The organism is Ruegeria sp. SATB027 (assembly GCF_059613825.1).
This window is the reverse complement of record NZ_JBXWTH010000077.1, coordinates 15704-39429: the sequence shown is the minus strand read 5'-3', so window position 1 is coordinate 39429 and position 23726 is coordinate 15704. Positions and strand designations below refer to the sequence as shown.

Below are 23726 nucleotides of genomic sequence, written 5' to 3'. Positions count from 1 at the left end.
TGAATTTCTTTCGATCCCCTCTGCGTCCGGCAGTGTAGATAGAAAACACAGTAAGCGTCGCAAGAACGAATATTTTGGTCTTTGCGCTCACTCACGCAAAGCTTGATCTTTTATCTTCACGACAGGTTCCAGCAGATACTCCAATACGGATTTTCGACCTGACAAAATGTCAACCTCTGCGATCATGCCGGGTATGATTTCCACTGCGACACCATTTCCATCGAGCATGGTGTTGCTCGTGCGAATTTCCACAACGAACACCTCTTCGTCGTTCCGCTCTGATCGTGTGACGGTATCGGCGCCAATCCGTACGATTTCACCATCCAGCGCCCCGTATCGCGCAAAATCATAAGCCGTGATCTTTACCTTTACGGGCTGTCCAGCACGCAAGAATGCAATATCTTCGGGCTTTACGTAAGCTTCGACCAATAGTGTGTCGTCCAGGGGAACAATCTCGACAAGATCTTCGCCACTCCGCGCCAAACCCCCAATGGTGGTTCGGTGGATGCGGTTGACGATACCGCGAACCGGAGAGCGAACCTGCGCTCGTGCAGCGCGGTCGCGTAGGGCAGGCAAGGCGGGTTGCAAGGTCGCCAGTTCCGCAGTTGCAATGGCCAATTCAGTAAGCGCCGCGCTTCGAAATCGGCTGTGAGCAGCTTGAATCCGATCATCTATTTCATCCAAACCGGTTTGCAACCTGCTGGTCACGGCTTCGGCACGGACTTTGCGGCCGCGCCACTCAGCCTCGCTGCGCCGCAACGCCAGCAATGTCGTTGCCGGTTCCATTTGCCGCTCAACAAGCGGAGCTATGATCGCACGCTCCTCACCAAGCACTTTTAAGGTTTCGTCTGCTGTTACCTGATCCACGAGACCTTCTTCGTGTTCTCGCTGCTTTTGCTCACGTTGTCGTTCCAATATGGCGATTTCTGCCGCCAGCTCTGCTTGCCGACCCTGATACAGTGCAGTTTCCGAACGCACGACACTGGGCGCACCTTCGATCAACTGCGCATCGAAATTCAATTGTGTTCCATCTATTTCTGCCTGCAGACGTTGTGCACGGGCTTGCAGCCCGAAAGCGCGCTGTTGTTCCTGGCTAAGTTGGCTGTCGATTTGTGTGGCGTCCAATTCCATCAACAATGCCCCTTTGTCGACCAACTGGCCTTCGCGCACATGAAGCGACCGCAGCACGCCAGGCTCGGCGGCGTCGATCACCTGTATGTCTCCCGAAGGCACGATCCGCCCATCGACCCTCGTTACGTCATCCAACTCGGTCAAATGCGCCCACAACCCGGCCGAGACAATACACGACAGGATCAACAGCAAGAGCAATGAACCACGAACGGGGGACCGCCCCTGCATTTCGCGCGCCAACTTCGCCAGATCAGGATGCTGCGACATTCAGGTGCCTCCCTTTCTGGTGCATGTGCTGCGTCAGCAGGCTCTTGGGTCCATCAGCTGCGATTTTTCCGTTTTCCAGAACGATAACCCTGTCCACAAGCTCCAGCAGACTGGTTCTGTGCGTTACAATGACCAAGGTTGACCCGGAGGTTGACGCACTCAGGCGTTGAACCAGTTGGGCTTCGGTTTTGACGTCCATCGCACTGGTTGGTTCATCAAAAAGCAAAACTGGAGGTCGCCCGATAAGTGCCCGTGCCAGGGCGATTGCCTGCCGTTGCCCACCGGAAAGCCCCTCACCGCGTTCAGCGAGTTGAAGGTCATAGCCCGAAGGATAGCTGTTCACGAATTCTTCGACACCGGCAATACGGCCGGCTTCGACGATGTCGCAATCTCTGGGCCGGACTGCGCCACTTGCGATATTGTCCCTGACAGACCCCGAAAAAAGCCAGACATCCTGCAGAACGGATCCGATATTGCGTCGCAAGTCACCCGGGTCGATCTGACGTATGTCTAATCCATCAATCATGACCGAGCCCACTCGCGGCGTGTAAAGCCCCAATAGCAGGCGCGCAATCGTGCTTTTCCCGCATCCGATTTGACCGAGAATTGCGACTTTCTCGCCAGGCTTGATTGTGAATGAGACACCATGCAGGGTATCTTCGCTTTGGTCAGAATACGAGAAATGCACGTTATTGAAGGCAATTGCCCCTTTGAAATCAGATCGGGTCAGCCATGTGCGCCCCTCCGGGCGTTCGCTTTCTGCATGCATTAGCGCATTGAGGTTGCGATAGGCGCACCTGGCCTGATTTATGCGGGTCAAAGTCTGCGCCAGTTGACCCAGAGGGGCCAGCGCCCGACCGGTCAACATTACCGAAGCCACCAGCGCACCCATGCTGGCTTGCCCGTTTGTGATCAGAAAAACACCAAGAAATACGACAAGCACTTGTGCGGCCTGTTGGGTGAATCCGGTCAGGTTCAGGGCAAATTGCGTGACGGTTCGGCTTCGTGCACCATGCGCTGACTGCTGTTCGATGGCCTGTTCCCATCGTGCGCGCATTTTTCTGCCTGCTGCCGTTGTTTTAATGGTTTCAAGTCCCGAGACAGCCTCGACCAGAACTGATTGCTTGGACTGACCATCGGACAAGCTTCGTTCCGCCATCCTTGATAAAACTGGCTGCACCGCCAAACCTGTCAGGAGCACCACCGGTACGGCCAGTGCAGGGATCAAAGCCAGTTGTCCCCCAACCAGATAGATCACTAGGATGAACAACCCAATGAAAGGCAGGTCAACAACGGCCACCAGCGTCGCGGATGTAAAGAATTCTCGCAGAGTTTCAAACTCGCGAATGGTGCTGGTCATGGCACCGGTAGACCCAGTGCGCGATTTCATCTGGATGTTCAGCAACTGGTCGAAAATGCGCCGGCCCATCAACAAGTCGGCTTTTTGCCCAGCCTTGTCGATAAATCCCGCCCGCAGCAACTTGAGGGCAAAGTCAAAACACAGTGCCAACGCCACACCCAGGGTCAAAGCGATCAGAGACTCTGTTGCTTCGTTGGGCAATACCCGGTCATAGACCACCATGATGAAAACGGACGTAGACAAACCAAGGAGGTTTGCCAACGCCGCAGCGAGTGCGACTTGAACGTATGACCACCGGCTGGCGGACAGGGCGTTCCAGAACCAGTGACCGCCGTGTGAACCGGGCCCGTCCAATGTTTCGCCGTCGTGATGGCGACGGAACAGGATTGCGTAACCGGTATGACAGGCTGCCAGCTTGTCTTCGGAAACTTCACCGATACCTTCGCCAAGCTCTGGGTCGAAGACCAAAAAGGCGCCAGCTTGCGTCCGTCCGTGAAAGACAACGGCTTTACCCTTTGCCAACAGCAACAGGGTGGGTGTCAGATTGTCATCCAAGTCGGAAAGGCGCATTGCCCCATACCCCGCCTGCATGCCCGCCTTTGGCGCGAGGGCGAGAATGTCCCGTACTGTCAAATCCCCATCTGCGCCAGTTTGCGCCGCGTGCAGCGCCGCGAGACTCAATGGCCGTTCAAGTGCCGACGAGATATTCAACAGACAGGCTTCAAACGGTGTAAGTAACGAGGCATCGGTGGCAGGGTGGGATGCGTTCATTGTGTAGTGCCCCAGTCGCCCAATGAAACCCCAAGCAGGTCGAGTATGTCTCCGGTCAGGCTTAGGGCTGCATAATTGGTTAGAAAGTAGCTCTGTTCCGCAAGGATCAAACGTTCCTGAGCATTTACGTAGTCGCGCTGAGCATCCAGAATTTCAATGAGGCTACGGCGGCCGATTGAAAATTGTTCACGGGATGCAGCGACACTTTCCGCGTTAGCCTCTACGGCAATCCGGGCTTCGCGTAACCGATCGGCACCCGCTTTTTGATCCGAACGGATAAAACCCAACTCTCGCGTAATTTCTCGGATAAGCTGCTCGCGCGCAAACTCTGTCTCTTTGACCAACGATTCCGCCGCTGCTATTGCGGCGCGGCGTTGGCCGGTGCTGTCCAACTCGTAATTGAAAGAAAGATCCACTCCAAAATTCGCGTCACGATTGTTATCCTGGTTTGCGAATGCGGCGACCCTGACATCAGGGCTGCGGCGCGCTTGCGCTGCGGACCATTCCGCCTTGGCGGCCAGAAGGCTTGCATCGGACCGCCGAACCTGAGGACTGTTCATTATGATCTGCATGTCACTTCTTTCCAGCCCAGGTGCCGGAACTGGTGCAGAAAGAGTGCCAGGTTCATCCCCAAATACTTCGCGGAATCGCGCTTCGGCGCGGTCTGTGCGCGCATACGCATCAGCCAGCTTTGTGCGCGCATCGGACATGCGTGACCGGGCTGCCAGGACGTCGGCACTTGAACCGACGCCGTTTTCTGTTCGGTCGGTTATCTGGCGAACAAGCTCTTCATGGGTCAAAACATTCTGTGCTGCGATGCTTTGAATCTTTCGTTGATCGAGGACAAGTACATAGGTCTCGATAGCTGCGAGCGCAGTGGATGAGGCCGTTTGAATCTGATCGCCTCTGCTTTCCAAGACACGTGCCCGCGCAGCGGTCAGATCCCCTGAAGCCGCCCCGCCGTCGTAGACCAATTGTGAGACCCTCAGATACGGCGATACATCCGCAATATCTGATGCAATCCTTTCAGATCGCGCGTTTAGCCCCAGCGAAATCTCCGGGAGAAAAGCGCCTTCAGCCGCGTTTTGTTTGGCCTTCGCGATTCCCATTCTGGATTTGACTTGCGCCAGGTTTGGGCTGTTCTCAACCGCCTTTTTTACCCGCTGCCCGAAGGCGCTGTGACTGAGTGTTTTTGATGGTTTAGTTGCCCCAGCACCGGCTGTTTGGGCTGCGAAGGACATCGTCACAGGCGTCAAATCGGGTGGACGCGTGCAGGCGGAAACCGAAGCCAGAAGCAGACTGAGCGCGACAAAATACTGCGAATACTTACTAAATGGCATACTGACCCTCCTGCCACCGATGGTCCAGCAAGCTTTCCTTTCGTTGGGCGGCTGCCAGCGCCTCCAAAAATTCTGAAGCACCCGACCTAACGCCGGTCGACGACTTTTTCTCCAATTGCTCGACGCGCATTTGAGCTGGCAAGAGCCACGCGCAATGAGTCAAGGAAACTTGGTGGGCATGTATGAGGCGCAGGCCTCCGTTCATGGCGAGCAATGACAGATGCGCTGAAGGAACTTGCCGCAAGGCACCCAGCTTGACACCAAAGTAACCGTCGAGGCATTCGTCCATTTGTGCGCAGGCGAGTGGGGAAAAAAGCCCCATACCGCCTATCGTACGGCACATCTGATATGTGTTCTCCAGTGATGCTGTAAGAGTGCGAAAGAACGCCTGGACATTTCGCAGTTCAGCCCCCAACGCTCCGGTTCGGTCAAAGAATGGCTCATCGTCAGGGTTGTCGGTAACCAGCTCCAGGCTTTCGTTGACAAGCAAGTCAAACTCCCCCTCTCCGGTTTTGCCCAGAAGCTCAGGTGGTCGGGATTGAAAGGGCACACACCGTAGTGCCGAGGGAACATAGCTTGCACGCCATTCCCCTTTTGCTGACACGTATGGCGTCGGTTTGTCTGGTGTCATCGATAAGATTGCCACGGGGTAAAATCCCCGTTTGGATTTCCGGAACGCGATCGGAAAATTGGCCGCTGCCTGTAGGATCTCTGCCTCAGCCACCGGGCAGTCGACCATATCGCGCGCGAATTCGAACGACGTGTAACGTTTCCAGAACCGATGACCATGTCGTACTCGTGTGACCGGGGTTAAGCCATTCTGTGCCATAACTGCCTCGTGTTTCTGATGAACGCCAATTTGTTCCTGAGCTGGCTCAGGCCGTCGCACCGGTTGGGTCGGTGTGTATGATGTTGTCGGCTGTCAAGCCGCTGAGATCGGCGAGTCCATGGAAAGTGGCGAGGGTCTCGACGTTGGCATCGCCAGGTGTCACGAAATCAACTTTGATCAGGACACTGTCCGTTCCGTCCGTTGCCATCACATAGAGCGCGTCACCTGCAATTGCTCCGGCAAGGCTCTCTACAGCCGTTTCGAGTGTAACGGCATTGAGGTCTGCAAGAACGGTATCGAGGCCTACAAATCCAGTGTCTGTGCCCAATGTGTCACCGACAGTAAGAAGCTCAAAACCCGTGCCATCACCTCGGAGCGTAGCGACATTCAGTCCGCTGAACATCAGAGCGTCGGTTACATCTGCTGCGGGCCCAATTGTGAAACCGGTTATGCTGTCTACGCCATTGTTGTTCGGGTCGGCTTCAAAGACAACGACGTCACGCCCGGCTTCGGTGATGTCAATGCTGTCATCGCCACCACCGCCACGAATGATTGTATCCGTGTTTGCCGCGGTTAGGATGTCATTGCCATTGGTGCCAAACTGAACTGCAACAGGTCCACCTTCAGGTGTTTTGATCGTTAACTCAATGGGTTGAGCAGCGTCCTGTACTGTCATCGTGAAGGTGACAAGAGGCTGAGACAAATCGGAAAAAACAGTCGCCGCGCCAGCGAAGTTGATGATGTCACCTGTGCCTGGGTTTGCCAGGAACAAATCAAACGCGCTGTGTTCCGTGTCTGATCCGATGTCGAAAGTGGCGACAGATGAGTCAAACTCAAGCTCCGCTGTAAAAGCCAAGCCACCAGAGATGTCACGATTAGCATCAGCATAAATGGCAAATGTAACGGTTGATCCACTGCGCCCGACCTCTGAGACCACGTAGGCAGCTGGCTCATGAGCAACCGCCTGATCCGATACAGGTAAGGGATCTGGTCCCCCTGCAACGGTTGCCTGGGCTGATATAGTCAGGGCATCCCCAGCTTCTATGGCGGCGAAATCTGACGACGCAACAGCCAGTGTCCAGGATCCGTCCGCGGTTACTGTCGCGCTGCCGATGGAACTGCCGTTCAGCAAAACATCTACAATCTGGCCGTTTGAAAGCCCGGCAGAGGAACCGCTGACAGTAATGCCTGACGCCTTGGCATCAGCAAGGGCCACCGCGTTGTTCACGCCGACATCGTCCAGCATCAGAACTGGCCGAAAGTCCGTTGTTACCGAACTGCTTGCCGCCACTGCGCTGTTGCCAGCGATATCGTCAACTGTTGCGGTGATGGTGTAGTTTGTTCCATCGGAAAGCGCACCCAGGTCGCTGGCTGGCACAGTTATCGCCCAGGTTCCACCCGATGCAACACCTGTATAGGTTTGCCCGCCAAACGTGACAGAGACTATTTGGCCATCTTCCGAGGTTGTCGTGCCTGAAATTGTCAGGTCTGTAGCTTGTTCCATTACATCCAATACGGAGCCAACCGGCAAACTGTCGATCGTGATTGCTGGCGCTGTAAAATCGGTTGTGAAACTCGTCGAGATTTGGTTGCCATTCCCAGCAGTGTCTGAAACAGAAGCCGTGACATTATAAGTACTTGCGTCCTGGAGGCCTGAAAGTTCGGCAACTGTTGCGGTATAGGTCCAGACACCACCGGTTACCGTTGCTGTACCGCTTACATCTACAGTTCCGTCTGCGCGCGCGATCTCCACAGTAATGACCGTTCCATCCTGAGCGTCAGAGGTTCCCGAGACAATCAGGTCGGTACCTTGCTCAGCAGCGTTCATGACAGTGCCGTCAGAAATACTGGTTATTCCCAGGGTAGGGGGTGTGAAATCGGTCGTGAAACTGTTGCTGGCCTGTGACGCCGGATTTCCTGCGGCGTCGGAGACATCCGCCGTTACCGCCACGGTGGCAGCATCAGAGAGGGCCGCAAGGTCGGCAGCGGGGACAACTGTGCTCCATGACCCTCCGGTGGCTGTAGCAGTGTAAAATTGACCGTTCAAAGTGACGGTCACGACTTGGCCATCTTCGGCCGACGTTGCGCCCGATATTGTCAGGTCCACCGCTTGTTCGGCAGCATTCATGAATGCGCCGGTCGAGAACGTGTCGATGCTGAGGGTCGGTCCTGTGACGTCTTTAAAAAGTGTCACATCAGCCTGAGGCGCTGTCAGCCCGTTTGCGTCGCTGACATCTGCGGTGATCTGAAAGCTGCCTCCGTCGGCCAAAGATGCCAGATCACCGGCTGGGACTGTTACAGTCCATGTTCCGCCCGTCACTGTCGAGGTATATGTTTGACCATCCAGTGTGACGGTGACTTGCTGGCCATCCTCGACATTGGCGGTTGTCCCGCTTATAGCCAAGTTTGCCGCTGCTTCAGCGGCGTTGAGAACTGCGCCGACGGAAAGCGGAGATATCGAAATTGAGGGGCCAGCCAGGTCTACTGGTACAGTAACTAGAATCGGCACGGCCGGGTTGCCTGCGATATCCTCGACCGCCACAACAATTGCAGCAGGTGTTCCGGTCGACAGACCGCTGAGGTCAGAATTGGGGATCGTGACAGTCCAGTTTCCGCCTGTCGCAGTGCCGGTGTACACCTGCCCGTCGAACGTGACGATGATGGTTTGCCCGTCCTCGGCCGTGGTGGAACCCGTTAAGGTTAAGTCACCAACCACATCAATCAGGTCAATTGATCCACCCGCAACAGGATCCAGAGAAACACTTGGCGCGGTGAAATCCGTATCAAAGCTTCCGCTGGCCTGTGCGGCCGGGTTTCCAGCCGCGTCAGTCACGTCTGCGGTGACATTTACGATTGCGCCGTCAGGCAAGGCGCTAAGGTCAGCCGCCGGGACGGTTACGCTCCACTGTCCTCCGGAAACCGTACCGGAATAGCTTTGCCCGTTCAGTGAAACCGTTACGATTTGCCCGTCTTCAGCATCAGTTACACCGGTGACCGTCAGATCGGTGGCCTGCTCTGCCAGGTTGAGTACCGGCCCGTCAGAAAACCCGGTGATCGACAGGCTTGGCAGGACAGTATCGATGTCAAACTGAACGGATTGTGTCGACAGCTCGGCCCCCGACCCATCCAGGTTCCTGATGGTCACCGTCGACACACCCTGTGGAAGCCCGCTGGCTTCGGCTGCTGTCAGAGAGATGCTCCAGCTGCCATCGGGGTTGGGTGTCACGGTTTTGACCAGTGACCCTATTGTGACTTCGATGGTCGCAGTCCCTTCGGGAGCGATGGCGTTGGTGCTGACGTTGTTCAGTGCTGTGGATTGCAGCTCGGCGAGGTTGAGGCTTGTGTAAGTCGGGGTGGGTTCGGATACGACGGGGCTGTCTTCACCGCCACCGCCGCCACCTCCTGCGGCCACAGCCGCCCCTGCCAGGCCCAATCCGCCCAACGCCGCGCCGGCACCACTGATTCCGCCTGCGGACGCACCCGCGGAAACACCTGCTTCCACAGCGCTGAACTGGGCAATCTCCTGAACCGCGTTCTCAGCGATCATGATTGCACCGCTGTCCAGGATCTGGACGTTTTCAGCTGCCACGATCATTGTCCGGCCATCGGCCATTTTTAGAAGAACATCGCCATTCTTCATCAACTTGACCGAGCGAACGCCTGGAATGGTTTCCGCGAACTGAAAAGCATACAGTTCTTCGATTGTGGCTTGTGATAACGCGGGCAAGGCCATCAAAGTTGAAATCAACCCGCCGGCCGCGCCGCGCCCTGCCCAGCGGCCAAGTTTTCCATCGATCCACTGGCGAATGTGTTGCTTGCGGTCCGTTTCCGAAGGTTCAGCCGCCGGACGCTTGTTGAACTCTGGTGCTTTGGTCATCTTACCCTCACATGTGGTTTCCGCGATCACCGAAATGGATGACAGGTCGCGCTGATAACGGCTGGCTCATCTGTCTTTCCCACTGGTTACTGTTGCGATCGAAAGTGAAAAATTGAGTTAATCTGAAACCGAACTTCTCGTTTTCACCACAATTCCGCTTTTGTTTCGGTCCGTGCATCAGATCATCTTTTGGTCAAGGCCAGGGGTGGCGATGGAGGTGTAGCTGTGATGCTTCAATTCGAAGGTGTGGTGGCAACGGGGAGCGCGGCGCTCGATTCAGGTATCGGCGATACGGCTTTAAAAACGTTTAACGGAACCACCTATCTTTATACCGTCACCGGACCGGGCGGCGGCGTCGCGGTCTGGAGGCTGGTCGAGGGCGCGTTGCCTCAATTGGTCGACACGGAATATTACAGCGGCACAATCACGTTTCACGTTGGTCGCAGTGGCACACCGATAACGCTGGCGGGATCCGAACAACTGGTACTGGATGTGAATATGGCGGTCGGGTTGGTCGGATATGACCTGAACGTGGATGGCACCCTGGACAGCCTTACGGAAACCGGATCTCTGGCAGGAGGAGGAGATATCTCGGCGATTGTTCAAGTGTCGATCGGACCCATGGATGTTCTGGCAATGGCTCATGAAGAAACGGGTCAAATCGGGACATATCTTGTTAATCCAGATGGAACGCTGAGCCTTGCTGGTCTTGTTGCTGGCTCTGGTGGCGCGATGCAGACGCTGCGCGCAGGAACAGACCATTTCCTGATCTCAAGTGATGCGGCCAGCAATACAATCTCAACTTATCGGATCGACAGCATTTCCGGTCAGTTGACCGAGATTGACAACAGTTCAGCTATGGGAACCCTTGGAATCTCGACTCCGACAGCCGTCGAAACGATTGATGCCTACGGCAAGCCCTGGGTGATCGTGGCGGGCGCAGGTAGCAACTCGCTCAGTGTGCTTCAATTGAAAGCTGACGGCAGCCTGAGCGCCACAGACCATATTCTGGATTCGCACACGACCCGCTTTGAATCCGTGCAGGACCTTGAGGTCGTGAACATCAACGGGCGCGTATTCGTCGTGGCGGGTGGCGGCGACGATGGGCTTACATTGTTCACGCTGACACCGGAAGGCCAGTTGGTCTATCTGGACAGTTTCGCCGACACTTTGAGTAGTGGATTGCAGAATGTCGAATCGCTGAGCCTTGCTCACGTCGGCAATGAGTTGCAGATTCTGGTTACGTCGCAACAAGACGCTGGAGTCACTGTCATTTCGGTTCCTGTCGATGATCTTGGGGTCGTGAACAAAGGGTTTGGAACAGTATCGGGGACGGCCTTAGACGACATGCTGAGCGGCAGTATTCTGGATACCACCCTGATGGGTGGCGATGGCGACGACATACTAATAGCCGGAACAGGTGCTACGACCATGTCAGGTGGGGCAGGGGCCGACATTTTCGTGATGCAGTCGGGCAGCGGTCTGACCACGATCACGGATTTTCAACCGGGTGTGGACCGTCTGGACATGTTCGACTATTTGCTGTTGCGGTCCCCTCAGCAACTGACATTCACCAGCACCACCCAAGGGGCGCGGATAGAGTATCGGGGCGAGGTGGTGCAGGTTCAGTCCGCTTCGGGCGGAACGCTGACCAGTACCGATATTTTCGGGGCCGGGTTTGAAGGCCCCGATCACATTCCGGTTGAATTCGGTGATTTCGGCGGTTTGAAGCCGGACAGTTCGGATGGCGTGCTTGGGCCAATCACAGTGGACAGCCGATCTGTAAATCCCGGATTGTCGGATGCGGAGATTAGATTCACTCCGATCGGCGGTGGCACGGTATCTGTCACGGCTGACGATCAGGGACAATTTGACTTGGACCTTCCGGATGGCACTTTCCCCGGAAGACTGGACATCGTCAAACATTATTCAACGGCGAGCAAAGAGATCGACGCGATGGATGCTTTGCAAGTGTTACGCATTTCGGTTGGCCTCGATCCGACATGGGGGCCTGCCGATGCGGAAAACCTGATCGCGGCGGATATCAATCAAGATGGAACCATCAATGCCCTGGATGCACTGGCGATTTTGCAGGTGGCTGTTGGGCAAACCACTGCGCATGAACCTCAATGGGTCTTTTTGGATTCAGATGCGGATTTGTCGGGAGTTACAAAAAGCAACGTTGATTATCAGACTGGAATGGATGTTGTTGCCATAGACGGGGTGATAACCGCCTATATGACGTCCATTTTGCTCGGCAACCTCGAGGCGACATGAATTGAATTGAACGGTGCTGCAACTCAGTCATTGCAAGGCTTCCGCTTGGACCGCAATGTTGGCCTTAGATACACAAACACAAAAGGACAGGCCATGAATCGTCTTTCGGAACGCAGAGATTTTGCCATCGCGGTCTGTGAAGAAGCTGGGGTGATAGCCGAGAAATACTTCTTGGACAGGAGTAATCTGGTCATCGATCAAAAAGGTGCTCAGGACTGGGTGAGCGAGGCGGACAAAAACGTCGAAGCCTTCATTCGCCAAAAGATCATGGATGCTTGGCCGCAGGATGGGATATTTGGCGAAGAACACGGCGCTGCCACAGGCAATAGCGGTTTTGACTGGGTGATTGATCCAATTGATGGAACTACGAATTTCGTCAATGGCTTACCTGTATGGACGATTGTTCTGGCCGGTGTCACCGAAGGGCGCACTGCGGTGGGTGTGATCCGGGATCCTAATATGGATGAAACCTTTGTGGCAACACGCGGAGAGGGCGCGACACTGAACGGTTCACCGATACACGTGGCCTCTGGGGTTGCTCTTCGGGATGGGACGGTTTCTGTGGGCTATTCGAACCGGATAGAAACTCGCCACGTCGTGCCGGTGGTCGCAGAACTGATCGAGCGCGGTTCCATGTTTCACAGAAACGCCAGCGGGGCATTGTCATTGGCCTATGTCGCAGCCGGGCGACTTCTGGGTTATGTGGAAGAACACATGAACGCCTGGGATTGTCTGGCTGGGCAATTGTTGGTTGCAGAAGCGGGCGGTGTTGTCGAAGATCAAGACGCCGACGCGATGATCCGCGACGGTGGGCGCGTGATCGTCGGCACACCAGATGTATTTGAAAGTTTGTTGGAAATCGCAGAGAACGCTTGGGGGGCTTAACGCCTAGGCCATTGGCAACCAAGTGGAATTAGGTTGCAAAGTTGTCAGGCTTGCCTGCCAATAATGGCCTTGTGACGGTTGATCGTACTGGCGGTCAATCGGATTGCCGGAAAGCTCACACCACAACAATGTCCCGACCGCACCATGTGTAACGATGGCGAGGTCTCCGGTGCCATGGGCACGAGTGATTTCCAAGACTGCCCGGTGAATGCGCCTCTGCGCGTCGGCCGCAGTTTCCCAACCGCGAAAGCTAATATCCGGCTGGGCAAAGAATGCGTCCGCGGCTGCCTCGAACTTTTCCCGTGGAAGGAAACCAGTGGTACTCCGATCATTCTCGCCAAGCTCCGGGTGGATATTTAGAGGCAACCCCAAGGGCGCGGCCAGAATCTCACCAGTGTCGCGAGCCTTTCGTTCACTGCTGGCCCAGATATGGCCGACATTGGCCATAGCTTCACTGGCGGCAAAGGATGCGGCGCGCCGGCGACCTGTCGCGTTCAGACCCCATTCCGTAATGGGGGTATCCGGATCAATAACGACCTCGGGGTGAGTGATGATCAGTAAATTCGGCATCTAGTCGGGCAGAAGTACCGGCCCTTTGCCCGCAAACCCCATCCTGATTTCGGTACCCGGTGCAAGCGGTGCATCAACATCATCGTGGACCGCAAAAACCTGACCAAATGCGCCGGTCAGCGTGTATTCCATCCGCACGCCAACATAGGTTGCCTTGGCCACTGTAGCGGCGATGCCGTCATCAGAACCAATCACAAGGCGCGAGGGTCGTACAGCGATGGTCGCGGGCCCATTGGTCAAACCCCGACGCGGCAGAGTGTAACGGTATCCTTCGATCTCGATCGTTGCAGTATCACCGTCAGTTGCAACGATTTGACAGTTGAGCAGGTTTGCCTCGCCTATGAAATCGGCAACAAACCGGTCATTCGGGGCATCATAAAGCTCGCGAGGTGTACCCATCTGAGCGATCGCGGCGTTCCGCATCACAACAATCTCGTCCGAGACGGCCAGGGCCTCTTCCTGATCGTGGGTGACATAGACAACCGTCAATCCAAGGTCTTGCTGAATGGCCCGGATATCCTCGCGCACCTGGCGTCGCAGCTTGGCATCAAGGTTGGATAGCGGCTCGTCAAACAGCAGAACCTGTGGTTCAAGAACCAGCGCTCGCGCGACGGCGACACGTTGTTGCTGACCACCCGAGAGTTCGGAGGGAAGGCGATTGTCGAACCCCTTGAGCCCTACCAATTGCAAGCCATGCAAGGCGCGGCTGCGAGCCTCATCCTTGGCAAAGCCCGAGAATGTGAGGCCGTACATCACGTTCTCCAGCACGCTCATGTGGGGAAACAGCGCGTATGATTGAAACACCATTGATACGTCGCGGTCTGTTGCGGGCAGTTTGGTGACGTCCCGGTCGCCAATCATAATCTTGCCAGAGCTTGCCATCTCTAAACCGGCAATCATGCGCAACGTCGTTGTTTTCCCACAGCCTGACGGACCAAGCAGCGTGACCAGTTTTCCCGCTTCGACATGAAGGTTAATGTTATCAACAGCCACAACGTTTTTGCCGAACACTTTCGACACGTTCTCAAATAATACCGGGGCGGCCTTGGAACCGATTTTGTTGTCGGTCATGAGGGTGTCTCCGTTGAGTTCTGAGTACGCCGACCAATCTGAACCCGACCGACGAGAAATTGCAAAAACCCGACCGCTGCCAACATCACGAAGATCAGCGTCGTCGAATACGCAATGGCGAGACCATAGTCGTTATTCTCGACCCGCCCGATGATATAGCTGGTTGCCATGTCGTATTCGGCACTGACCAGAAAAATCACAGCCGAGATCGCCGTCATCGCGCGGACAAAACTGTAAACAAGCGCGGCCAGTATCGCGGGGCGTAGCAGCGGCAGAATGACACGACGAAATGTCTGCCACGAGTTTGCACCAAGGGTCAGCGAGGATTCATCGAGACTGCGGTCAAGTTGCGACATGCTGGCGATGCCCGCACGGACCCCAACCGGCATGTTGCGGAATATGAAGCTGATAACAAGGATAACGCCTGTGCCGGTTATTTCGATCGGCGGAACGTTGAAGGCAAGAATATAGCTGACACCAATCACCGTACCGGGGATTGCAAAGGACAGCATGGTCCCAAACTCGAAAGCGTTCTTTCCCGCAAAGCTTTGCCGGGTCAACAGGTAAGCCGTGACCAACCCAACCGCTGCCGTCAGAGGTGCAGCAATTGCCGCAATGGTTATGGTGGTCCGGAAGCTGTCCCACGCGGCGCCGGTCCAACGAATGCCCTCTTCTTCAAATCGAACAGAGAATGCCGTGACGTAGTGTTTTAGGGTCAGGGAGTTATTGACCCCCCAAAGCTCAACCACACTGCCGTAGATGATCATTGCATAGACAATGATCGTGAACACCGCCCAGCCAAGAGCGATTACCAGCACGGGAACAGAAAGACCCGTAGGCATCAAAGGGTGCACGCCTGCGTCGCCTTTGCCTGTTACGGTGGTATAGCTTTTCTTGCCCAGCCAAACACGCTGTGCGTAAAAGGCCGAAAGAGTAAAAAACAGCAATACCATGGCCAGAACGGCGGCCCGCCCTTGGTCATATTGCGCCCCGACGATGGCAAAGAAAATCTCGGTCGATAGAACGTCGAAATTCCCACCCAGAACAAGCGGGTTTCCGAAGTCGGCCATACTTTCGATGAAGCCCAAAAGAAATGCATTGGCAAGACCGGGGCGCATCAGGGGCAGGGACACTGTCCTGAACGTTTGCCATCTGCTGGCGCGGAGAGTCTGGGCCGCTTCCTCCATAGATGGCGAGACGCCTTCCACCACGCCGATAAGAACGAGGAATGCAATGGGTGTGAACGCAAGGGCCTGTGCGATGAATATGCCTGGCATTCCGTACAGCCAGCGCGTTGGCTGCGTGCCGAACAGTTCGGCGACGAACCGTGTGACTGAGCCTGACAGGCCAAAAAGCAGGATCAGCGCGAGGCCTATCACAAATGGCGGGGTGATAATCGGAAGAACAGTCAAAGCCCGCAACACGCGTTTGTAGCGAAAGCCCGAGCGGGTCACGACCAGTGCAAAGCACAAACCCAGGGCAGTCGTGACGAAGCCAACCAGGATGGCAAGAAACAGCGAGTTCCATGCCGCGCCACACCTGGCACCATAAAAACACCCCAACCCCCAAAGCCGGGCATCAAAGAACTTTGAAAAGAAGACAGCAATGGAATATGCGCCATCTTCAGTGACGAAGGCAGCGAACAGCATCTTGGCGATCGGAAAAAAGACAAAGACGGTGACGATGGTAATCACACCGCCAATCGCACTAACAACAAAGACGTCACCGTTGATGGCACCTCTTGCCGCAATGCCTTGGGTCAACAGGAACAGAAAGCTTGAAGCGCAAATCATTGCGCCATAGCCCATACCGAATTGGCGATCACCAAGTTCACCAAAATAGGCTTCCAACCAATTGAAATTGAAACCCCTGATGCCAATCCCGAATCCCTGTGCGATCAACCAGCCGAAGCCGAGCGCACCGGAAAGGATCAGAACCCGGGCATAGAGCGGGTCAGACTTGGCTCGCTTCAGCACCAGAAGGGGTAAGGTCAGAGCGATCAACAGTGGGGCAAGCCAAAGCTTCTCACCCTGTGCGATCAGGAATGCAGCGGGGGCATAATCTTCGTCAAACGGGTAGCCGTCAAAAAGCCATTCGAATGACCACAGGCCTCCGTCGACCATATACCACGGCAGCAGGCAAAACCCGACCCACCCGGCGATGACCCAAAAGATCAGAACCGGACGGGTCTTTTTTGTAATATGGTTGGCCATTTACTGCGGCAGAACCGAAACCTCTTCGTCCCATTTCTGCAACAGACGCTTCCGTTCGTCTGAGGAACCATACTTTTTGAAGTCATAGTCGATTAGCTTGATCTGACTCATGTCAGGCGCGCTTTCCGACGTTTCTGCGCTCTTGTTCGATGGCACCTGAAACGCGCTGACCTGAAGAGCAAGGTTCTGCGCCTCGGGCGACAGCGCCCAGTCATAGAATTTCTTCGCCTCTTCCTCGTTGCGGGCGCCTTCAATAATGGACATCGAGCCAATTTCGTATCCGGTACCCTCGCATGGCGCGACTACCTTGATCGGGAAACCCGATACAGCCTGCTTTACCGCATCATGCATGAAGACGATGCCAATCGTGTTCTCGCCTCGACCGGCTGCTTTGATTGGTGCAGATCCGGATTTTGTATACTGGTTGATATTCGAATGCAGGCCTTTCATGAACTCAAAACCTTCATCCTCGCCAAAGATCTGCACCATCGAGGCCAGCGTTGTATAGGCCGTACCAGACGAGTTAGGGTTGGCCATCTGAACGTGACCCTTGTATTCAGGCTTTAGCAGGTCTTTCCAACAGACGGGTTCGGGTAGGTTATTGGCCGCCAGCAGGTCTGCGTTATAGCCATACCCAAGTGCGCCGGAATAAATGCCGATCGTTCTGTTTCCGGCACTTTCGGCTTGGGAAATTGCCCAATCATGAAGCTGGTCGCGCATTGGCGACATGTATTCCATTGTCAGGCCCTCTTCGGCGGCCTGCAAATGCGGATCACCCGTGCCGCCCCACCACACGTCTCCTTTCGGGTTCGAGCTTTCGGCACGAATCTGGGCAAAGGTTTCGCCTGACGACTTACGCGTCATGTTGACGTCGATGCCCGTTGCATCTTCGAAACTGCGCGCCATGAGTTGGCACCAGTCTTCCTGCGCAGAGCAATAGAGTGTCAGCTTGTCTGCCTGCGCTGCCGACACAGATGCGGCTATTGCAATCAGCGACCCGACGGCCGTGGATGTAAGTTTTTTCATTATCATTCCTCCCTTTGGTTATCGTGCACCAGTATCTTTTGTTTTGTCAGGCGCTTTCTCATCCAGCTTTTCGTAGCTTGTTAATGACAGACTGGGCGTTCTGATTGCCCGTCAGATTTCTCAGAAAACTTGACAGATATCTTTCTTCCACCAGCTTTGCCGCTTTCCCCGGTGAAAACCAGTGACGCGTCCGTTCGTCCCGTTCTTTCCAACGCCGCTTCAGTTTTTCAACGACCATGGGATAGAGGGTAACGCGGCAGCGAACGCTATTCGCGCCCTCAAAGCGCTTGTCGTAGAAAAATTGGCCAATCGGCTGTTTCGAGATTGCCCCGACTGCACCTGCTTCTTCCAGGGCTTCAATTTCGGCGGCATGCCAAGGTTTCTTTCCTTCCATCAACCAACCTTTTGGGATGACCCACCGCCCTGTATCGCGCGAGGTCACCATCAGAACGCGTAGTTTTCCATCCCTGTCCCAGCGCATCGGAAGTGCTGCAATCTGGTCTGTTATGTTGCCGTCGCTCATGCTGCCCTCAATGACACGGTATCAATAGCGCACCCAGAATAACCTTCAGTCGTTAACGGTGGTTCTTGGGTTTTCACTTTGAAACGGTGCAATTCACACATTCTTGCCTTGCGCTTTGGACTCTTCTGAATTGTCACAACCTACTGAGGGTTATGCAACAAAAATTATTGCATTATGCCCGAAATCCCACAAAAGTGGGGTTTGAAACCTGATTGGGTTGTTGGATGTCCAAAACGAAAATACGTGCCAAAACGATTGAAAAGGGACGGGGTAGGGTAAAAAAATCCGACCGGCGCCAGCAAATACTGCTGGAGTTGAAGCTTCGCCCGCACGTTCGCATCAATGAATTGGCTCAGCGTTTCAACGTCTCTAACGAGACGGTGCGCAGGGATTTTGACGCCCTGTCGAATGACGGCCTGATCGCACGCGCGCACGGAGGGGCATCTGCCCCGGCACAAGGGCATTATCCAGGTCTGGACGAGCGAGCCAACGCGCGGATTGAGGAGCGCGAACGCATAGGTATCAGCGCGGCGGGACTGGTTCGTGATGGTGAAACGGTCATGATCGATTCCGGTTCGACCACAATCGAAATGGCCCGTGCATTGGCCTATCTCGGCACTCCTTGCACAGTGATTACGAATTCAATCCCGGTGGCAATGACCCTCGGCCATGGGGCTGCCGAGGTTCTGCTTTGTCCAGGAGAATATCTGGCAACCGAATCTGCGACGATCGGAACCGAAACGCTGGAATTCCTGTCTCGGTTCAATGTCGACAGATGCATGATCGGCTCGTCAGGTTTTTCGGTCGAAGGCCCTTCAGAAACCGTGCGCGGCTTTGCGGCTGTCAAAAGAATGATGCTGACGCGCGCAGCAAATCGACATCTTTTAATCGATTCAGGGAAATTTGGTCGTAAAGGCCTGTCTCAGGTCGGAGACCTGACCAAACTGGATTCCATAGTTTCCGACACGAAACCAACAGGAGAGTTGCTTAACGCGATCAACGGTGCCGAGGTTGATGTTCTCGTCGCCCCGTAAACACTGAAATGAATGACGAACAGCGGACTGCAAAATGACCGCGCATGACTGGGAGGAAAACATGAAGATAGACATCAGATTATTGGTTGGGGCATCGGCAATTGCGCTCATGTCGCTTTCCGGGACAGCTTCGGCGCAAGATTGCCCGAGGGGTGATCTGGACGAGCGGTTTTGCGACGTCGATGGGGATTTGATTGCGGATATCCCCACAGATTCTTCCCAGCTAATTGATCCTGACACCCTGATTTTTGCCTATACACCGGTCGAAGACCCAGCCGTATACAAAACCGCATGGTCAGACTTTCTAGAGCATCTGAAGGCTGAGACAGGCAAGGATGTGGTATTTTTTCCGGTCCAAAACAACGCCGCCCAGATCGAGGCGATGCGGTCGGGACGCCTGCATATTGCGGGCTTCAACACCGGGTCCAACCCACTGGCAGTAAACTGTGCCGGGTTCCGACCGTTTACGATTATGGCCTCAAAAGACGGTAATTTCGGTTATGAAATGGAGATCATCACCTACCCAGGCTCGGGCATCGAAAAGGTTGAGGATATCAAAGGTAAGCAACTTGCCTTCACGTCACCCACTTCCAACTCGGGCTTCAAAGCACCGTCGGCGATCCTGAAAAGTGACTTCGATCTTCTGCCCGATCGCGACTTCGAACCCGTCTATTCGGGAAAGCACGACAACTCGATCCTTGGTGTGGCGAACAAGGACTATCCAGCGGCATCGATTGCAAATTCGGTAAAGGCACGGATGATTTTGCGGGATGTGATTAAGGAGGAAGATGTTGTTACGATTTACAAATCGCAGACCTTCCCAACCACCGGATTTGGCACTGTCTACAACCTGACGCCCGAATTGCAGGAGAAAATCCGCAATGCTTTCTTCAACTTCGAGTGGGAAGGGACGACGCTTGAAGCAGAGTTTTCCAAGTCGAACGAAGGCCAATTTCTGGAGATGACTTACCAGGAATTCTGGGACGTCATTCGGAAAATTGACGCGGCAAACGGCGTCTCCTACGCCTGCCAATAAGCCTTGCTTAATCAGGCGGGCCTGAAAAGGCCCGCTATCCACCCTAATCGGGGGCATTTTATGCTGCGTCTTCAAAAGCTGACGAAAACCTACAAGACCGGAGATCAGGCACTGAAGGCCATCGATCTTGAGGTGCCCAAAGGGCAGGTGCTTGCACTGATCGGGCCCTCGGGTGCGGGAAAATCGACGATGATCCGCTGCATCAACCGTTTGGTTGAGCCTACAAGTGGCGGTGTTCTTCTGGATGACATGGACCTGACCAAACTCGGGTCGGGTGCGTTGCGGAAAGCACGCCGTGAAATGGGTATGATCTTTCAGGAATATGCTCTGGTCGAACGCCTCACCGTGATGGAAAACGTATTGTCCGGTCGGTTGGGGTATGTCGGATTCTGGCGCAGTTTTCTACGGCGGTATCCGCAGTCGGATGTGGACGAGGCTTTCCGCCTGCTGGACCGGGTGGGGCTGTTGCATATGGCTGACAAACGCGCGGACGAGTTGTCGGGTGGTCAACGCCAAAGGGTCGGCATCTGCCGCGCCCTGATCCAGGACCCAAAGTTGTTGCTGGTCGATGAACCGACCGCGTCGCTGGATCCGAAGACCAGTCGTCAGATCATGCGGTTGATCACCGAGCTGTGTCAGGAGCGCGGGCTGGCAGCCATCATCAACATCCATGACGTGGCACTAGCCCAGATGTTCGTTCCCCGTGTCGTGGGCCTCCGCTTTGGAGAAATCGTGTTTGATGGTCTTCCAACAGGGCTCACCCCGGAAAAGCTGACCGAGATTTACGGTGAGGAAGATTGGGAAGCGACCATCGAAAAAGTGGATGAGGATGAAGATGTCGAGGCTGCAGAATGAGCCATCGAGAACTTGACGACATGCTGGGAAAAGGTTGGCGCAAACCGGCCTTTATTAAAAACACGTTGCTGCGCAGGGCATTGATACTTGGGTTCTTCGCTTACCTGATTGCGGCTTTCATGACCATCGATGTTGATTGGGGCAGGGTCTATGAGGGACTGGACAGGGGATGGGCGTTCGTCCTTGCCTTTACCAGCCCGGATTTCATTTCACGGTGGTCAGATATCTGGGCCGGCCTTCTGGAAAGCATTGTGATGACCGTGGCCGCGTCGGTTGTCGGTATCCTGATTTCGATCCCGATTGGATTGGGGGCTGCACGTAATATCGCCCCGTTGCCAATCTACATAATGTGCCGCGGCATTGTCGCGTTAAGCCGGGCATTGCAGGAAATTATCGTTGCCATTTTGCTTGTGGCCATCTTTGGCTTTGGCCCGCTGGCAGGATTTTTGACGCTGTCTTTCGCAACCATTGGGTTTCTTTCCAAGCTTTTGGCAGAAGATATCGAGGCGATGGACAAAGTTCAGGCTGAGGCGATTCAGGCCTCTGGTGCACGATGGCTGCAATGGATCAACTACGGGGTTCAGCCTCAGATCATGCCTAGGCTTGTGGGTCTTTCCATGTACCGGATCGACATCAATTTCCGGGAAAGCGCTATTCTCGGGCTGGTGGGGGCAGGCGGCATTGGCGCGACACTCAACACCGCGTTTGATCGATATGAATATGATACGGCAGCCGCCATTCTGATCCTTATCATCGGGATCGTCATGGCCCTTGAATACCTTTCCGGAATAATCCGAGCGAGGGTTCAGTAATGCCGGTTCTTGAACGCGACGATACACGAATCTGGCGCAGGCGGACGACGGGCCAAAGCCTGGTTCGCTGGTTTGGATGGCTTCTGGGAGTAGCGGTTTTTGTCTACTGTTGGCAGCTCATTTCGGAATCGACAACCTGGTTTTTCGTCTGGGACGCACCCCGTATCGCCAACGATATCTGGACCCGCGCAACACCTCCGAAATGGGATTATATTACCCAGCTGGGTCGCCCGATCTGGGATACACTGAACATCGCTACACTGGGGACGATCATCGCTCTGTTCATGGCCGTGCCGGTTGCCTTTTTGGCGGCCCGCAATACTACCCCGTCGGCGTTGTTCATCCGCCCCATTGCCTTGTTGGTCATTGTCTCGACCCGCTCAATCAACTCGCTGATATGGGCGCTGCTATTGATCGCTATCATCGGACCGGGTGTGTTCGCCGGTGTCATAGCAATCGCCATCCGTTCAATCGGGTTCTGCGCTAAACTTCTTTATGAAGCGATTGAAGAGATTGATCACGGTCAGGTCGAGGCGATCACAGCCACCGGTGCTTCGCGGTGGCAAGTCATGGCATATGGGATCGTTCCGCAAATCCTGCCAGCTTTTGCCGGAATTGCGGTCTTTCGTTGGGATATCAATATTCGCGAGTCTACAGTGCTTGGTCTGGTTGGTGCCGGTGGCATCGGGTTGCAGCTCTCGGCCTCGCTTAATGTTCTGGCGTGGCCGCAAGTCAGCCTCATCCTGATTGTAATTCTTTTTGCGGTCATGATCAGCGAATGGGTTTCGGCAAAAGTACGAGGAGCGATCATTTGACCGGATTCTCAGCGCAGGAGGCTTTTAAGGCATACGAAGCCGTCCGGCACCGCCTTCCAGATATTGAACCGAACGACGTGAGTTATCGTCGTATCGAGACCCTTTCCGAAATTATTGATGAGTTTGACGTATTTCTTCTGGATGCGTTCGGGGTTCTCAATATCGGAGAAACAGCAATCCCCGAAACACCTGAACGGATCAAGTCACTAACGGCTGCGGGCAAACGTGTCCTGGTGGTGTCGAATGCCGCCGGGTTTCCCCACGCCACGCTGTTGGAGAAATACACCAGGCTGGGATACGACTTCGCTCCGCAGGATGTGATTACCAGTCGGGCTACGTTGCTGTCCGGGCTGAATGGCAGACGTGGGCTGCACTGGGGTTTGATGGCGACACCCAGCGCCGGTCTTCGCGATTTGGAAGATTTGAAACTAACCTATCTGGAGGATGACCCGCAGCCCTACGAAACCGTTGATGGTTTTCTGATGATCGGGTCAGCCGCCTGGACTGAAGCCCGACAAGCGATGTTGGAGGCGGCATTGTTAAGCCGCCCCCGCCCGGTATTGGTTGGCAACCCGGACATCGTTGCCCCACGCGAGTACGGCTTTTCCAAAGAGCCCGGTCTTTTCGCGCACCGTTTGGCCGACCGAACGGGTGTAGCCCCGCAGTTTTATGGAAAGCCTTTCGGCAATATCTATGATCTTGCCTTTCAGCGACTTGGGCCCGTCGACAAATCCCGCGTTCTGATGGTAGGTGACAGTCTGCATACTGACATTCTGGGCGCGCGTCATGCCGGAGTGGCTTCCGCACTTGTCTCGGATTTTGGGTTCTTCGCCGGGCATGATGTCGAGGAAGCGATCAAACAAGCAGCGATCGTGCCGGACTTTGTCGTGACCCGACCTTAGGATTTTGAAGTAAAGCGTATTTTTGGCAGAGCGAATGGGCAGCGTTGACTTGCAGAAGGCGCGCGTAACAATGACTATGTGCGAAGTAGAGAAAGCCCTTGCTGGGCAAGGGCTTTCTAAAGATGCGGATAA

18 protein-coding genes are annotated in these 23726 nt (G+C 54.9%); 8 read left to right on the top strand and 10 right to left on the bottom strand.

Translation table 11 applies throughout. The features are described from left to right. Nucleotides 1-87: 87 nt before the first annotated feature. Genes AC2FPW_RS19345 through AC2FPW_RS19325 form a run of 5 tightly spaced genes read right to left on the bottom strand, consistent with a single transcriptional unit; the run spans nt 88 to nt 9575 of the window. Nucleotides 88-1398: an HlyD family type I secretion periplasmic adaptor subunit gene (locus AC2FPW_RS19345; protein WP_496815005.1), complete on the bottom strand. Its 1311-nt coding sequence runs from the start codon at nt 1396-1398 to the stop codon at nt 88-90. Beyond that, a complete protein-coding gene (locus AC2FPW_RS19340) occupies nt 1382-3529 on the bottom strand; it encodes a type I secretion system permease/ATPase (protein WP_496815004.1) in 2148 nt (715 codons plus the stop codon). Before AC2FPW_RS19340 ends, AC2FPW_RS19345 begins: the two co-directional genes overlap by 17 nt. Next, nucleotides 3526-4869, bottom strand: coding sequence for a TolC family protein (locus tag AC2FPW_RS19335; RefSeq protein ID WP_480899972.1), 1344 nt, complete (start codon nt 4867-4869; stop codon nt 3526-3528). The genes AC2FPW_RS19340 and AC2FPW_RS19335 overlap by 4 nt, the downstream gene beginning before the upstream one ends. Next, on the bottom strand, nt 4859-5698 hold the full coding sequence (locus tag AC2FPW_RS19330; protein ID WP_496815003.1) for a SapC family protein: 840 nt from the start codon (nt 5696-5698) through the stop codon (nt 4859-4861). Before AC2FPW_RS19330 ends, AC2FPW_RS19335 begins: the two co-directional genes overlap by 11 nt. Nucleotides 5699-5744: 46 nt before the next feature. Then, on the bottom strand, nt 5745-9575 hold the full coding sequence (locus AC2FPW_RS19325) for a beta strand repeat-containing protein (RefSeq protein WP_496815002.1): 3831 nt from the start codon (nt 9573-9575) through the stop codon (nt 5745-5747). A gap of 228 nt (nt 9576-9803) precedes the next feature. On the opposite strand from AC2FPW_RS19325, the gene AC2FPW_RS19320 reads away from it, so the two are divergent. Both AC2FPW_RS19320 and AC2FPW_RS19315 read left to right on the top strand, forming a co-directional pair. Further along, complete coding sequence (locus AC2FPW_RS19320; protein WP_496815001.1) at nt 9804-11852, top strand: dockerin type I domain-containing protein; 2049 nt, start codon at nt 9804-9806, stop codon at nt 11850-11852. Nucleotides 11853-11945: 93 nt separating this feature from the next. Beyond that, nucleotides 11946-12737, top strand: a complete 792-nt coding sequence (locus tag AC2FPW_RS19315) for an inositol monophosphatase family protein (RefSeq protein ID WP_496815000.1) — start codon at nt 11946-11948, stop codon at nt 12735-12737. A 3-nt stretch (nt 12738-12740) separates the two neighbouring features. On the opposite strand, the gene AC2FPW_RS19310 is transcribed toward AC2FPW_RS19315, so the two are convergent. Genes AC2FPW_RS19310 through AC2FPW_RS19290 form a run of 5 tightly spaced genes read right to left on the bottom strand, consistent with a single transcriptional unit; the run spans nt 12741 to nt 18140 of the window. Further along, complete coding sequence (locus tag AC2FPW_RS19310) at nt 12741-13307, bottom strand: histidine phosphatase family protein (protein ID WP_496814999.1); 567 nt, start codon at nt 13305-13307, stop codon at nt 12741-12743. Beyond that, a complete protein-coding gene (locus tag AC2FPW_RS19305) occupies nt 13308-14378 on the bottom strand; it encodes an ABC transporter ATP-binding protein (protein WP_496814998.1) in 1071 nt (356 codons plus the stop codon). It lies immediately after the preceding gene. Beyond that, a complete protein-coding gene (locus AC2FPW_RS19300; protein ID WP_496814997.1) occupies nt 14375-16591 on the bottom strand; it encodes an ABC transporter permease in 2217 nt (738 codons plus the stop codon). Before AC2FPW_RS19300 ends, AC2FPW_RS19305 begins: the two co-directional genes overlap by 4 nt. Next, nucleotides 16592-17617, bottom strand: a complete 1026-nt coding sequence (locus AC2FPW_RS19295) for an ABC transporter substrate-binding protein (protein WP_496814996.1) — start codon at nt 17615-17617, stop codon at nt 16592-16594. A gap of 58 nt (nt 17618-17675) precedes the next feature. Continuing rightward, on the bottom strand, nt 17676-18140 hold the full coding sequence (locus AC2FPW_RS19290) for an NUDIX hydrolase (protein ID WP_496814995.1): 465 nt from the start codon (nt 18138-18140) through the stop codon (nt 17676-17678). A 224-nt stretch (nt 18141-18364) separates the two neighbouring features. On the opposite strand from AC2FPW_RS19290, the gene AC2FPW_RS19285 reads away from it, so the two are divergent. The 6 genes from AC2FPW_RS19285 (at nt 18365) to AC2FPW_RS19260 (ending at nt 23594) form a co-directional block, all read left to right on the top strand. Further along, nucleotides 18365-19174: a DeoR/GlpR family DNA-binding transcription regulator gene (locus AC2FPW_RS19285; protein WP_480487502.1), complete on the top strand. Its 810-nt coding sequence runs from the start codon at nt 18365-18367 to the stop codon at nt 19172-19174. A 61-nt stretch (nt 19175-19235) separates the two neighbouring features. Further along, nucleotides 19236-20210 (top strand): phosphate/phosphite/phosphonate ABC transporter substrate-binding protein, encoded by a 975-nt coding sequence (phnD, locus tag AC2FPW_RS19280; RefSeq protein ID WP_480483730.1) that lies wholly within the window; start codon nt 19236-19238, stop codon nt 20208-20210. 60 nt (nt 20211-20270) lie between these two features. Next, the gene (gene phnC, locus AC2FPW_RS19275; protein WP_480487503.1) at nt 20271-21065 is read left to right on the top strand and encodes a phosphonate ABC transporter ATP-binding protein; all 795 of its coding nucleotides are present in this window, start codon (nt 20271-20273) and stop codon (nt 21063-21065) included. Then, nucleotides 21062-21877, top strand: coding sequence for a phosphonate ABC transporter, permease protein PhnE (phnE, locus tag AC2FPW_RS19270; protein ID WP_209507091.1), 816 nt, complete (start codon nt 21062-21064; stop codon nt 21875-21877). The genes phnC and phnE (AC2FPW_RS19270) overlap by 4 nt, the downstream gene beginning before the upstream one ends. Next, entirely contained in the window at nt 21877-22692 is an 816-nt protein-coding gene (gene phnE, locus AC2FPW_RS19265; RefSeq protein WP_480547005.1) for a phosphonate ABC transporter, permease protein PhnE, read from the top strand. Before phnE (AC2FPW_RS19270) ends, phnE (AC2FPW_RS19265) begins: the two co-directional genes overlap by 1 nt. After that, a complete protein-coding gene (locus AC2FPW_RS19260) occupies nt 22656-23594 on the top strand; it encodes an HAD-IIA family hydrolase (RefSeq protein ID WP_496814994.1) in 939 nt (312 codons plus the stop codon). Before phnE (AC2FPW_RS19265) ends, AC2FPW_RS19260 begins: the two co-directional genes overlap by 37 nt. The last annotated feature ends 132 nt before the right edge of the window (nt 23595-23726 follow it).